General features: G+C 40.1%; 12 protein-coding genes. 8 read left to right on the top strand and 4 right to left on the bottom strand.

Annotated elements, in window-relative coordinates:
* The first annotated feature begins 30 nt into the window (after nucleotides 1-30).
* Together gldM and gldN are read left to right on the top strand one after the other, a co-directional pair.
* A complete protein-coding gene (gene gldM, locus ACPPVU_RS22685; protein ID WP_426669015.1) occupies nucleotides 31-1,563 on the top strand; it encodes a gliding motility protein GldM in 1,533 nt (510 codons plus the stop codon).
* 97 nt (nucleotides 1,564-1,660) lie between these two features.
* Nucleotides 1,661-2,623: a gliding motility protein GldN gene (gene gldN, locus ACPPVU_RS22680; RefSeq protein ID WP_426669014.1), complete on the top strand. Its 963-nt coding sequence runs from the start codon at nucleotides 1,661-1,663 to the stop codon at nucleotides 2,621-2,623.
* Between the two features lie 106 nt (nucleotides 2,624-2,729).
* Here the strand turns inward: gldN and uvrC are convergent, their stop codons facing one another.
* The 4 genes from uvrC to ACPPVU_RS22660 all read right to left on the bottom strand — a co-directional run bounded on the left by uvrC (nucleotide 2,730) and on the right by ACPPVU_RS22660 (nucleotide 10,108).
* Nucleotides 2,730-4,550, bottom strand: a complete 1,821-nt coding sequence (gene uvrC / locus ACPPVU_RS22675; protein WP_426669013.1) for an excinuclease ABC subunit UvrC — start codon at nucleotides 4,548-4,550, stop codon at nucleotides 2,730-2,732.
* 34 nt (nucleotides 4,551-4,584) lie between these two features.
* A complete protein-coding gene (locus ACPPVU_RS22670; protein WP_426672221.1) occupies nucleotides 4,585-4,809 on the bottom strand; it encodes a four helix bundle protein in 225 nt (74 codons plus the stop codon).
* Between the two features lie 224 nt (nucleotides 4,810-5,033).
* Nucleotides 5,034-7,292, bottom strand: a complete 2,259-nt coding sequence (locus tag ACPPVU_RS22665; protein ID WP_426669012.1) for a transglycosylase domain-containing protein — start codon at nucleotides 7,290-7,292, stop codon at nucleotides 5,034-5,036.
* Nucleotides 7,293-7,324: 32 nt separating this feature from the next.
* Nucleotides 7,325-10,108: a tetratricopeptide repeat protein gene (locus ACPPVU_RS22660; RefSeq protein ID WP_426669011.1), complete on the bottom strand. Its 2,784-nt coding sequence runs from the start codon at nucleotides 10,106-10,108 to the stop codon at nucleotides 7,325-7,327.
* Between the two features lie 71 nt (nucleotides 10,109-10,179).
* Between ACPPVU_RS22660 and ACPPVU_RS22655 the strand changes: the two genes are divergently transcribed.
* From ACPPVU_RS22655 to atpH, 6 genes are all read left to right on the top strand, one after another.
* Nucleotides 10,180-10,395: an AtpZ/AtpI family protein gene (locus ACPPVU_RS22655; protein ID WP_426669010.1), complete on the top strand. Its 216-nt coding sequence runs from the start codon at nucleotides 10,180-10,182 to the stop codon at nucleotides 10,393-10,395.
* A gap of 16 nt (nucleotides 10,396-10,411) precedes the next feature.
* A complete protein-coding gene (locus ACPPVU_RS22650) occupies nucleotides 10,412-10,798 on the top strand; it encodes a hypothetical protein (RefSeq protein WP_426669009.1) in 387 nt (128 codons plus the stop codon).
* Between the two features lie 32 nt (nucleotides 10,799-10,830).
* A complete protein-coding gene (gene atpB, locus ACPPVU_RS22645; protein ID WP_426669008.1) occupies nucleotides 10,831-11,886 on the top strand; it encodes a F0F1 ATP synthase subunit A in 1,056 nt (351 codons plus the stop codon).
* A gap of 87 nt (nucleotides 11,887-11,973) precedes the next feature.
* Nucleotides 11,974-12,183, top strand: coding sequence for an ATP synthase F0 subunit C (atpE, locus tag ACPPVU_RS22640; protein ID WP_302901411.1), 210 nt, complete (start codon nucleotides 11,974-11,976; stop codon nucleotides 12,181-12,183).
* 77 nt (nucleotides 12,184-12,260) lie between these two features.
* Nucleotides 12,261-12,758 (top strand): F0F1 ATP synthase subunit B, encoded by a 498-nt coding sequence (locus ACPPVU_RS22635; RefSeq protein WP_426669007.1) that lies wholly within the window; start codon nucleotides 12,261-12,263, stop codon nucleotides 12,756-12,758.
* Nucleotides 12,759-12,856: 98 nt separating this feature from the next.
* On the top strand, nucleotides 12,857-13,405 hold the full coding sequence (atpH, locus tag ACPPVU_RS22630) for an ATP synthase F1 subunit delta (RefSeq protein ID WP_426669006.1): 549 nt from the start codon (nucleotides 12,857-12,859) through the stop codon (nucleotides 13,403-13,405).
* Nucleotides 13,406-13,434: the final 29 nt, after the last annotated feature.

Genomic DNA, 13,434 nt, shown 5'->3' with positions numbered 1-13,434 from the left:
ACTTTAAAATTAAGTATAGCAATTTAACAAATGGCCGGAGGTAAAGAAACCCCTAGACAGCGAATGATAGGTATCCTATACCTGGTACTTTTGGGCTTGATTGCCCTCGAAGTACCGGAGAATTTGCTGGACTCATTTAAAAATATTAGTGATAGCTTGACTGCTTCAAAGAAGAATGTTCAGGTCGGTATTGACAATACGTTTACCGCGTTTGAAAAGACTAAACTGGTTGAACAAAAAGAAAGAGCCGCACCTATATATGAAAAAGCAAAAAAGGCTAAAGAGTTAGCCAATAGCCTGGATGCTTATATCGAATCATTAAAAACTCAAATGGTTAGCGAATCTGGTGGCATGAGCGAAGCTACCGGAGATTATGCAGGACGTGAAGGCATGGATTTCTCTGTCGACCTGATGGTAGACAGAAGGAAGAACGGTTATGAGCTGCATAAAAAGATAGACGCGACCAGGGAGCAGCTTTTAGCTTTGTTGGATCCAAAAGATCGTGTGGGTGTAAACCTGGCATTGCAGGCAGTAGCACCTAAACCACGCAATGGCTTCCCTACAAAAGATTGGGAGCAGGCAAACTTTGGTGAAGGTATCCCAATGGGAGCGGCTATGACAGCTTTAATAAAAATACAATCAGACGTAAAAAACTCTGAAAACGAAGTTGTAAAAAAGATATTGGGTAAAGTGGATCAGGCTGTAGTAAACCTTGATAAGTTTAATGCAGTGGCAGTAGCACCTACCAGCTATGTATTAGTTGGACAGCCTTATACTGCACAGGTATTCCTGACAGCGTCTGACTCACATTCAAATCCTACTATCACTGTAGATGGCTCTAAGTTAACTACTGATGGTGGCGTGGGAAAATATTCCGGAAGTACTGGAAGTGAAGGTATACACACATGGGTAGGTACAATTCAGGTAAGACAAAACGATGGTACGTTTAAAGAATATAAAACACCACCGCAAACTTACCAGGTAGCACGTCCGTCTGCAGTAGTTTCGCCTGATAAAATGAATGTGTTATTTATTGGTGTAGCTAACCCGGTTTCGGTTTCTGCTCCAGGTGTTCCCAAAGAAAAACTGCACGTTAGCATTTCTACCGGTTCCCTTAGTGGTTCTGCCGGAAAATATGAGGCAACAGTAAACGGTACCGGTGATGCAACTGTCACAGTATCCGGTGATATGAATGGTAAAACCCAGGTTTTAGGTTCAACATTATTCAGGATCAAACGTATACCTGACCCTAAAGCGCAGTTTGCAGGTAAGAGCAGTGGTAACACCAGTGCTGCTAACCTAAAAGCACAAGACAGGCTTTTTGCTAAATTGGAAAACTTTTACTTCGACATTAAGTTTGATGTAGTAAGGTTCACAATGGTTGTCATGAGACCTCGTCAGGATGCAGTTATTCTGAATAGTTCAAGCAGCGAATTAACACCGGCTATGAAGCAGGCATTAAGCACCATAAGCCCAGGTTCAAAAGTAATATTTGGTAATATTATGGCAACCGGCCCTGGTGGTCAACGCGGATTAGATGATATTATATTAAGTGCAAATTAAAAGCATTATGAAACCATCATGAGCCTCCGTTCAAAAAATAAAATGGATAAAAACGGCCCATGGTAGCTTCATCACCATTAAGAAAAAAATTATTGCGATGAAAAAGAGAATTTTGGTTATTGTACTTTGTTTAGCATGTGTGGCTGCTTTTGGGCAAAAACGCAAGAAAAAAACTACCAAAAAGCGTGCAGCAACAACTCAAACAGTAGCGGCGCCTTCAACAACGACTACTACTGAACCGGCTGTTGATACAGCTAAAAAGGTTGCTGCCGTGCCTTCAAAACCTTTTGACAGGCCTATGGATGGTTATTACAAAAAGACAAATATCTTTAGTGCAAAGGTAACCCCTTATGCAAACCTGCGCGAATCTGACGTTGCATATGCTAAACGTGTATGGCGCGAAATTGATACCAGGGATAAGATGAACCAATATCTTGCATCTCCAAAATTGCGTCTTATCGACGTATTGATGGATGCCATTGCATCAGGCGAATTGACTGCATATGATGCTACGCCAGATCCTAAAAACGACCCTAACGGGGATGGATTTACAAAAGGCTTAACGCCGGGCCAGGCCAGGAACAAAATGGCTGATAGTGTTGTGGTTGATAAATTTGATAAAAATGGTGACAAAGTAGGTTCAACTTTGAAGGCAGGTGACTTTAACCCGGACAGCGTGGTTAAATTCCGTATCAAAGAGGACTGGATATTTGACAAACAGCGTTCTGTATTTGAACCGCGTATTATAGGTTTAGCTCCATTGGTAAAAATAAAAGTGGGTGGTGTTGAAGGCGATTATCAGCCTGCATTCTGGATCTATTTCCCTGATGCACGCCAGGTATTAGCCACCAAAGAAGTGGTTAACCATAACAGCGATGCAACCGGCTTAAGCTTTGATGATGCATTTATGAAAAGGATATTTGCAAGCTACATAGTAAAAATATCCAATGACAAGGATGAGCGTATCAAGGATTATGCTCAGGGCATAGATAAGCTTTATGAATCCGAAAAAGTTAAAAAGGGTATGATGGATTGGGAACTTAATTTGTGGCAATACTAAGTTAAGTTTAATCTAAAAATATTACCAGAAGAGTCTTAAGCCGTAAAGGTTTAGGACTTTTTTGGTTTTAAGGATTGTTTCAGGAACGCGAGGAACTAAAAAGCACTCAGGATTCGGAACTCGCTACTTCTTTTCTAAAATAGGCTAAAATAGCATTTGCCTGTTTGGTATTTACTACTTCCTGTAGTTCCTCTCCTGTTGCTTCGCGGATCTTCTTTACCGACTTAAAGTATTTTAATAGTTTTTCGGCGGATGTTTTGCCTATGCCATCAATCAGTTCCAGCTCGGTAGCAAGTGTTCCTTTGTCACGTTTTTTGCGGTGAAAAGTAATACCGAAGCGATGGGCTTCATCACGTAATTGCTGAATGATCTTTAGAGTCTCTGATTTTTTATCCAGGTAAAGGGGGTACTGATCGCCTGGATAATATAATTCTTCAAGGCGTTTGGCAATGCCGATAACTGTTACCTGCTTGTCTATGCCTAATAGCTTCAAGCTCTTTAAAGCGGATGATAATTGCCCTTTTCCCCCATCAATGATAATCAACTGAGGAAGCTCGGTGCCTTCATCTAACATGCGCCTGTAGCGCCGGTGAACTGCCTCTTCCATTGTAGCAAAGTCATTCGGACCTTCAACTGTTTTTACGTTAAAATGCCGGTAATCCTTTTTAGATGGCTTCCCATCCTTAAACACTACAATAGCTGATACGGGATACTTACCCTGGAAATTGGAATTGTCAAAACACTCGATATGCCTTGGCAATTGGTTCATTCGAAGATCCTTCATCATTTTGGTCAGCAGTCGCTCTGTACGTATTTCTGGATTTAGCTTCTCATACTGATCAATTCTCTCTTTCTTAAAGAACTGTACATTTTTGTACGACAAATCGAGCAGCTTCTTTTTTTCACCCAGCTTGGGTACGGTAAATTTTATCTTCGGATCATCAACGTTAAGATCAAAAGGTACAATAACCTCTTTCGAATGACTGTCGTATCTGGTCCTGAACTCTGAAATGGCAATTGTAAGCAGCTCCTCGTCGTTTTCATCCAGCCGCTTTTTCAATTCGATGGTTTGGGTTTGAATGATGGTGCCATTCATCACTTTCAGGAAATTGACAAAGGCATATTTTTCATCGGATGCGATATTGAAAACATCCACATCAGTAATAGACGAATTAACTACAGTTGACTTGCTCTGGTAATTTTCAAGCAGATCGAATTTTCGTTTTAGCCGGTGCGCCAGCTCAAAATTGAGATTAGCTACGGCATTATCTATATCTGCCTTCAGACTACGCACCACAGCGCCTATTTTGCCATTTAGGATATCCTTTATTTCCTCGATATTATGCTCGTAATCATCTTCGGTTTGGTAATTCTGGCACGGGCCTTTGCAGTTGCCTAACTGGTATTCCAGGCAAACCTTAAATTTTCCTGCATCTATATTTTGCCGAGTAAGAGCCAGGTTACAGGTACGCAAGGGATAGGTTTCTTTTATCAACCCCAAAATAGCATGCATCATACTGACGGATGCATAAGGCCCCAGGTATTTGGAGCCATCACGCACCATGCGCCTGGTCCAGAAAATACGCGGGAAATTTTCATTTTTGATGATGATCCATGGATAGGTCTTATCATCCTTCAGCATCACATTATACCTCGGTTGATGCTTCTTGATCATGCTGTTTTCCAGCAACCAGGCATCTATCTCTGTATCAACAATCGTGAAGGTGATGTTGCGAATCTTCGATACCAAAACCCTGGTCTTGGCATTTACATTAATATCCTTATTAAAATAAGAGTTAACCCGGTTTCTAAGGTCTTTTGCTTTGCCGATGTAAATCAGTTCATTATCAATATCCCAATACTGGTAAACCCCCGGTTTATGGGGTATTTTTTTTATCGCCGCCCTATAATCAAAATCATTAGCCATTAGTCACTTGTCATTGGTCACTAGTCATTGGTCATTAGTCATTTTGATTAGACAACTTTCCAATGAATTTGATGTATGCGTTTAGTTTAATATGAATGGTTTCAAGCTTCTGAAACAAATCTTGAAAAAGGTCTGCTGAGATAAGATTTCTTGTCTTTGCTTTTTTTAACCAGCTTTTTGTTTCAATGAGCGAGCCTCTGCTAAAGTAGCAGAAATTTTTATTTTCTTTATAATGATAACGTCCAAATCCTTCTGCTATGTTTGCTCAAATAGAATCTGCGGATCGGGCTAATTGCTTCCCCAAGGTATTTTTCGCGAAATATTCCCATTCTATAACTATAAACCAAATTTCATCAGCAAATTGTTCTGATAATGTATAAATTTCCAAATCTTCTAACCGGTTACTCATATAAACTATTGGATTACTGTACCACAACAAACCACCAATGACCAGTGACCAATGACCAGTGACCAGTGACCAAATCAGAATCCAAGTTTCTTATCGACATCGCTTGGTGGTGTCCCTGTGCTTTGTTCTTGTTGATCGTAAGCACCGCAATCCAGCGTAATAGTTAAAGGTGCTTTTGGCGGGTCGAAATCTACGTTCTTTTTAATGCCAAGCTCTTCGTTTGCGTATACCTTTTTCATAAACAAGGCAAAAATAGGCAAAGCAGTATTAGCACCTTCACCCAGGCTGGTAGATCTAAAGTGGAAATCCCTGTCCTCGCATCCTGTCCATACCGTAGTAACTAATTGCGGAACCATCCCTACAAACCACCCGTCAGAGTTGTCCTGTGGTGTACCTGTTTTACCGGCTACAGGATTACGTATACCATATTTGTACACCAGCCTTGAGCCTGTACCATTTTCTATCACACCTTTCATCATGTAGGTCATTACATAAGCGGTTTGGGCGTTCATGGCTTGTACAATCCTTGGTTTATGGGTATAAAGCACGTTGCCTTTTTTATCCTCAATGCGTAGAATAAAAGTAGGTTCGGTCCAGACACCATGATTGGCAAATACTGAGTAAGCGCCAGTCATATCGTACACAGAAGCATTAAATGTACCCAGGCAAATGGCAGGATATGGGTCAACGGGAGATGTTATTCCCATTTTCTTGATCAGGTTCATCACCGGTACTGGTCCAACCTGTTTCATTACATAGGCGGTCACATAGTTTTGTGAGAAAGCCAAGGCAGTCCGCAATGTGATCATTCCTGCTTGCAGATCGTAAGAAGATTGCTTAGGAGTCCACGGATCTGACCCCGGAACATCTATAGTAACAGGTACATTATCCACTTTCATACAAGGCGAATAACCGTTATCAACAGCTACAGCATAAGTAAACGGTTTGGCTGTTGAGCCCACCTGCCGTGTGCCGTTTTTTACCTGGTCATATTTAAAGTGTTCAAAATCTATCCCGCCAACCCATGCTTTGATGTAACCGGTTGTTGGGTCCATACTCATTAATGAGTTGCGGAGCAATAGTTTTGAATAGACAATAGAATCGATTGGCTTCATGGTCCTGGTGGTATCGCCCTTCCATGTAAACAGGTCCACCTTTGTAGGCGTATTAAAATCCTTGCGGATCTCTTCTGGTGACATGTTTTGTGCCGTGTCCGCTTTATAACGGTCAGAACGATGCATGCCCTGATCAATCAATAATTTGAAATTCTTGATGCTCTTTGAAAGCGTATATCCGTGCCAGTGATTGTTAAATTGTACTTGCAGGATTCGCATATATTCAGCCTGGGCTTCTTCGGCATACTCCTGCATCGTCAGGTTAATGGTGGTGTATATCTTTAAGCCATCCCGGTCAAGGTCATAAGGCGTTCCATCGGCTTTTGTAATCGATTCCTGGTCGAATATTTTTTGCACTTCCTTTTTTAGTACTGCGCGGAAATAAGGAGCGGGCCCGTCGTTGTGTGTAATCGGATTAAAATGCAGTCCCAATGGCTTGTTTTTAAAATCTTCCAATTGTCCCTCACTCAGGTAGCCCTGTTTCTCCATCAGTGTTAACACTACATTATTACGACGATTCAATGCCCTGTCCGGATGATTTATAGGTGAGTACGCACTTGGTGCATTGAGCATGCCCATTAACAAAGCAGCCTGGTCAGGGCTTAGCTTATCTGGTGTAGTGCTAAAGTAAGTTCTTGCTGCTGATTTGATACCAAAAGTATTATAAGCCCCAAAATTAACTGTATTTAAATACATGGTGATGATCTCTTCTTTAGTATAATGACGCTCCAGTTGTACCGCGGTGATCCATTCTTTCAATTTTTGGGTCATGCGCACAATTTTATTGTGGGAGGGCTGTTCAGTAAAAAGATTCTTGGCGAGCTGCTGGGTAATGGTACTACCTCCTTGTCTTCTGAAAATATTCAGGAAGATGATGCTGAAAAGCCTTTGAAAGTCGATACCCGAATGTTTGTAAAAACGCGCATCCTCAGTAGCTACCAGCGCATTGATCACATTGGGTGATATTTCTTTATACCTTACACTTGAACGGTTTTCCACATAATAGGTGCCGAGGGTCTGTTTGTCTGATGAAATGATCTCAGAGGCCTGGTTGCTTTTAGGATTCTCCAGATCGCGGAATGTAGGCAATGGACCGAAAACGCCCAGGTAAGTTGCTAAAATAAGCAATACCAATATTGCGAAACAACCCACGACGAATTTCCAGATGTATCCGTTGTATCTATTTATGTCTTGTTGTGCTAATTTTTTGTCGGCCATTTTTGTTGGTAGTTAATACGGGTCAATATTAATTATTTCAATAATTCTTTTTGATAATAATCTATATAACTGTCCAGTAACTTTTTATTGTTCAATTTATTTAAATTTTCTTGTGTAATGATAAAAAAGCTATAATTTTCCTTCGGCACCTTCATAATATCAGGCATCAGTGGGATAATAGCCCGGGCATATTCTTTAACTGCATCAAGACTATAAAAGCGACCGATATAAATCAATACATTGTCATTGCCTGCATTTGCCAGTTGGTGTGTAATAGTACTGCCGGCAGGGAAATTTGCCCGATTAAATTGCCCAATACCAAAACGCGATGATGCCAGGTTATAATTTACAGTAGCCGTATTCACATTCACCACAAAATAATAATTAGTGCTATCGCGCATTGAGAATATGGATGGCGCAGCAACTGGTTTAACGGCATTTGTGGGATGATTGTTTACCGAATCAGCTGGATTTGCTTCAGGTTTTTTTGTTATCGGGTCAATTCTTTGCTGGGCAACCTGATTTACCAATTGAGAACTATTATATGCTGCCACCTGATCCTCTAATGTTGGTCCCGATGCCTTAAATGGTACATCATTGGGATCATTGTTTAAGAGTGCGAATTCCTGGGCCATCATTTCTGTTTGATGCGCATCAACATAAGCCAAATGCTGTTTAACAAGTGGTGTGATCAGGTGGTCATTCGGGTATTTGCTTATAATCTGTGTCAAGTCTTCTCTAAATGGCCCCAGCTTTTCCAGGTGACCAGAAGCAATTGCCCTTAGATAAGCTAACTGGGATGAAAACTTGTTAATGGGATATTGGGCTGCCAAACTATCAATGCCGGCTATGGCCTCTTTATATTTCTTTTTTGAGTAATTGTTATATACCTTATTATATAAGGAATCTAATCCGGCATCAGCATTATTTAGTTTTTTGCTGTATTCCGGGTCAATTATTAATTTAGAATACACTGATTCCGGATAACCTTTTAGCAACTTGTTTTTGTATTCATCTGATTTTGCAGTGTTATCGTCGCTGTATAATCGATACAAATTATAATAAATGGTAGGTTTATCAGGTGCGTCCGGAAAGCGGGTTAATAATAATTCATAAGAAGTGATCGCTTCTTTCTTATCTCCAAGTACATCTCTGTAAAAATTGGCTATATCCAAATATGCTTTATAGATCCTGCCGTTAGATGCTGCAAGCAACCCGGGGGTTAACGGCAAATCTTTGGTCAACTGTTGCCGGTAGTTTCCTGCCGAGACATTACTGGGTGCATGTCCCGGTATGTCAACAGGCGCATCCGGGTCGCCGCTCTGCGGTATACTGCTGGTTATATTACTGCTCGCTCTGTTACTTCTGCGCCAGTTATCCTCTAATTTACGATTGCCCCACCTGCGTTTAAAATCATTATATCCCTGACTTATGGCGTTAGAGTTATAAAAATAAAAACTACTTCCGAAACCGCCGCTTTGCGGACCGCTGTTTGTTGAAGCATTTGTGGTTGCAGGTGCCAAAGCAGTTTGTTGCTGTAAAATATAGCGATTCACCATCACATCAATACGAGCTGTCCTGGTTTTCTCATCCAGTTTAGCCAGCATTTGTAAAGTATCTTCTCTTGAAATAATGCCATACCTATCGGCTAATAATTGCAGGTTATTACTTTTCTTTTGAACAGACTGGTAGCCAGAGTAATTGGGCGACAGGCTAAGCAAAGTGCTATCGTAATATTTTTTGGCACCTATGTAATCAGCTTTATCTTTAAAATAGATATCTGCAAGCCGTAGGTAGGAGAGGCCTTTTTGATTTTGGTTTTTCTGGCTGAAGCGCACCGACAAACGATAGTTTTTGATGGCATTATCAACATCCTTATTTGCCATGTATTGTTCGGCAATCTGGAAATAGATCTGGTCGATAAAGTCCTTATTATTATCGTTCTTTAGCATTGCTTTCAACCGGTCTATCCGGCTCATCTTAACATCATTTTTACGTTCTTCTATCCTAATGCGGTCAAGGTCTGCATTAAATGCCATCTCAAAAGAAGCGTTGCTGTTAGCCACCTTACTATAGTTTTTAACGGCATCTGTATTTTTGTTATTGAGTTCCTGTATCTGGGCCAGTATAAAAGTCCAGCGGAGCCGTTGAGATTTATTATTGCAATAGTGTACAGCCAGTGTCGCCATGGCTTCGGCATCGGGATAATCCTGCACATCTATATCGTACTGTAGTTTGGTAGCATAAATATCTGCTATATGAGTTTTCTTCTTCGGGTTGATGCCTTTTATAACTGAATCTATTATCACTTTGGCCTCAGGTAATTTGTTTAGATAGATCAGCGTTCGTGCCTGCCACGTTAATGCCTGTTGCACCAACTCGGTGTTACCAGGAAATGACCTGGGCACATAACTAAAAAATTCTACAGCCTGGAAATAATCTCCCTGCAGATAATTGGCCTTGCCCAAAACCAGGTAGGCATCGCCAATATAATGGCTTTGCTCTTTTATATTAATGATCTTATTGGCTTTCGCCTTTGCTTCGGTAAGGTCTTTATCTGGTGTAGATGAATCGGACGTGGTATCCTGGTAAACGTTCAATATCTCATTATAAGAGTCGACGAATGACAAAGCATAACTTTCCTGTTTTAGCCGGAGCAGTTCGTTTGCATTGAAAAGGATATTATAGTGAGCCGTTAAATTTTGCAGGCCCCGGTTAACAGCGCTTTGCTTTTCAAGTGAACATCCCACTACCAATAGCACAAAAACAAAGGGAATTATTCTTTTTAATACAGAAGTCTTAGAAATACGCCTCAAAGTCAAACCAGGGTTAAGAAAAGCCTTGCTAATTTACTAAATAGTATCGAATAGGATTAATAAATTTGCAGATGGCTAAAAATGAACAAGATGATAAACCAATGAATGCATACGCAAAATATAGTGGTATGGGTTTCCAAATGATTGCGATTATTGGCATATTTACTTTTGCAGGATACAAAATTGATGAGGCAGCCCATCACCAGGTGCGATGGGTAACAGCAATACTTTCGTTAATTGGCGTTCTCGTATCATTATATATAGTTATCGTATCTTTGAAAAAATAATTCCCTATAAATTTAAATGAAGATTCTTCCATCGATTTTGGCTTTCCTGGTTTTTACTCTTATCCTGGCTATACCTCCCGTTATTTTGCAATACAGCGGCAATGCTGATCTACTTGTCCCTCATTTCTGGCTGGTGTTTTTTTATATGTCGGCCCTTACTCTTTTTGTAGTCGCATTAATTTTGTTTGTACAATACAAAAATCAGGAATATTATGCACAGGCATTCATGGGAGGCACTACGGTAAAAATACTCGCATGTCTTGCGTTTATTATTATTTTTGCGGCGAAAAATAAGGTAAATAAGCATATTTTCCTTGCTGATTTTTTTTACATATATTTCTTAAATATGGGCTTTGAAGTTTACCTCTTGTTGCGTAACTTGCGGCACAAAAATTTAAGGTAGAAAACTTCATTTAGATGATAAACGGCTCGATTTTGAACTCAAAAATTTTTAGATTTTCTTTAATTTGTGCGTTTTTTTTGATTGCAGGCACATTCCCAAAGTTAGGTTTTAGCCAGGAAAAGGCCTCTGATAATAAGGAAAAGAAGTTTGATGCCAAAGAAGTAATACTTGAACATATTGGAGATTCTCACGCCTGGCCATTTGCGTTGCCTTTTGTAGAAGAAAGGCATATCCCTCTTCCGATTATTCTTTACACTGATAAAGGTTTGAAAATATTTTCATCCGGGCATTTGTATCCGGAAGGAGCAGTGTACAGCGATGGAAATCTGAGTTATAAACTGGAAGGCAATAAAATCAAAGCTGTTGATGCTTCCGGTAATATTGATGAGGCTGCATCGAAAAAGATAATTGATCTTTCCATTACCCGTAACGTGATCAGTATGTTTATGGGAATCGCCATTCTGCTGATCGTATTTTTAAGCGTATCTGCATCTTACAAAAAGCGTGAAGGAAAGGCGCCTAAAGGTTTACAATCATGGTTAGAGCCTTTGATACTTTTTGTACGCGACGATATTGCTATTCCTAATATGGGGCACAAGTATGCGAGGTTTATGCCGTTATTGCTTACAGTATTCTTTTTTATCCTGCTTAATAACCTATTAGGTATGGTGCCTTTTTTCCCCGGAGGGTTTAACTTAACAGGTAATATCGCTGTAACAGCAGTACTATCGGTTATTATCTTTTTTGTGGTGAATCTTAACGGTAACAAACATTATTGGAAACACATATTTGTGCCTAATCCATGGTGGTTGTTTATTATCATGATACCTGTAGAGGTTGTAGGTATATTCTCAAAGCCAATAGCTTTGATGATACGTTTGTTTGCAAACATTACTGCCGGCCACATTTTAATATTAAGCCTGATATCCCTGATCTTTATTTTAAATACAATTTGGGTATCGCCTGTTTCAGTTGTTTTTGTTGTATTTATGGATGCGATTGAATTGCTGGTAGCATTCCTGCAGGCTTATATTTTTACATTGCTTTCGGCGCTGTTCATAGGGATGGCTACTGAAGAGCACCATTAATTGAATTAATTACATATTAATATACACGTTTTAAATTATCAAACAATGACTGGAATGATTGGAACCTTAGCTCAGGCAGCTGTAGGAATGCACGGAAACATCGGCGCGCTTAGCGCTGGTTTAGCAGCTATCGGTGCTGGTATCGGTATCGGCCAGATCGGTGGTAAAGCTGTTGAAGCGATTGCTCGTCAGCCTGAAGCTATCTCTAAAATCCAAACAAACATGATCATCGCTGCTGCACTTGTTGAAGGTGTTGCTCTGTTCGCGGTGGTTGTTGCGGCCTTCCTCTCAAATTGAGGAACAAAAAATATCCCGGAGCGGTTGGCTCCGGGCTGTTTTAAACCTAGATTAGCTTATTTAAGAAAAAATATACAATGGATTTAGTTACACCCAATATTGGTTTAGTTTTTTGGACGACGCTTTGTTTTGCGATATTATTATGGTTATTAGGAAAATTTGCCTGGAAACCGATCCTGTCCGCAATAAGTGAGCGCGAAAAATCAATTGAAAGTGCGCTTTCAATGGCCGAAGCTGCCAAAGAAGAAATGGCACGCTTAACCAGTGAAAATGACGAATTGCTTAAACAGGCACGTGTTGAACGTGATGCCATATTACGTGAAGCAAAAAAGGTAAAAGATCAGATCATCAGCGAGGCTAAAGATGCCGCTAATGCAGAAGGTACCCGTATGATAGAGCGTGCAAGAATGGAAATTGATAACCAGAAAGCACTGGCCATGGCTGATGTAAAAAATCAGGTAGCGACCTTATCAATAGAGATAGCCGAAAAAATATTGCGCAAACAATTTGAAGACCAGCGCAAACAAGACCAATTAGTAGCCGAGCTAATAAAGGAAGTGAAATTAAAGAAGTGAAATTAATATAGATAGAAGAACTGAGATAGGAGATGTAAGATATGAGATAGCAAATGTTATCTCATATCTCACATCTCACATCTCACATCTAAATAGATATGTCTGAAACAACAGTTGCAACCAGGTACGCCAAATCATTGATCGATCTTGCGGTGGAGAACAAGTCCCTCGAAGAGACCAGGAAAGATATGGGGCTTTTTTCGCAGACTTTGCGGGCCAATTTTCAGCTACAGGCTGTTTTGGGTAACCCCATAATTGCCGATATTAAAAAGATCAGGATTCTTGAAGCGATATTCGCTGGCAAAATAAGCAAGGTTACTGATTCGTTTTTCAAGATCATGATCAATAAAGGCCGTGCACAAATCTTATATCCTACTGCAAATGAGTTTATTAATCAGTATAATGTAATTAAGCATATTGTGCGGGCTTATGTAACATCAGCTACTCCTTTATCTGAAGAGAATAAAAAGGAGATCATTGCCAGATTAGAAGCTGCAACAAAAGGTACTATCGAACTGCATACTAAAGTGGATGCAAACCTGATAGGCGGTTTTGTGCTGACAATAGGTGATTTGCAGTCAGATACCAGTATATTGGCCAGCTTAAATAAATTGAAACATGATTTTGCCCGTGGGGTAAATAAATAATATAAAACAAAACTCTAAATAAAATAAAA

This window comes from Mucilaginibacter sp. McL0603 (genome assembly GCF_049992945.1).
In the GTDB taxonomy this organism is placed as follows: Bacteria; Bacteroidota; Bacteroidia; order Sphingobacteriales; family Sphingobacteriaceae; genus Mucilaginibacter.
Note: the sequence above shows the minus strand (reverse complement) of the source record. Positions and strands in the feature narration are given on the sequence as shown.

What these genes read in the sequence shown, in the direction of transcription:
- gldM (WP_426669015.1), top strand. Translation starts at nt 31, where the DNA reads ATGGCCGGAGGTAAAGAAACCCCTAGACAGCGAATGATAGGTATCCTA.
- gldN (WP_426669014.1), top strand. Translation starts at nt 1,661, where the DNA reads ATGAAAAAGAGAATTTTGGTTATTGTACTTTGTTTAGCATGTGTGGCT.
- uvrC (WP_426669013.1), bottom strand. Translation starts at nt 4,550, where the DNA reads ATGGCTAATGATTTTGATTATAGGGCGGCGATAAAAAAAATACCCCAT.
- ACPPVU_RS22665 (WP_426669012.1), bottom strand. Translation starts at nt 7,292, where the DNA reads ATGGCCGACAAAAAATTAGCACAACAAGACATAAATAGATACAACGGA.
- ACPPVU_RS22655 (WP_426669010.1), top strand. Translation starts at nt 10,180, where the DNA reads ATGGCTAAAAATGAACAAGATGATAAACCAATGAATGCATACGCAAAA.
- ACPPVU_RS22650 (WP_426669009.1), top strand. Translation starts at nt 10,412, where the DNA reads ATGAAGATTCTTCCATCGATTTTGGCTTTCCTGGTTTTTACTCTTATC.
- atpE (WP_302901411.1), top strand. Translation starts at nt 11,974, where the DNA reads ATGCACGGAAACATCGGCGCGCTTAGCGCTGGTTTAGCAGCTATCGGT.
- ACPPVU_RS22635 (WP_426669007.1), top strand. Translation starts at nt 12,261, where the DNA reads ATGGATTTAGTTACACCCAATATTGGTTTAGTTTTTTGGACGACGCTT.
- atpH (WP_426669006.1), top strand. Translation starts at nt 12,857, where the DNA reads ATGTCTGAAACAACAGTTGCAACCAGGTACGCCAAATCATTGATCGAT.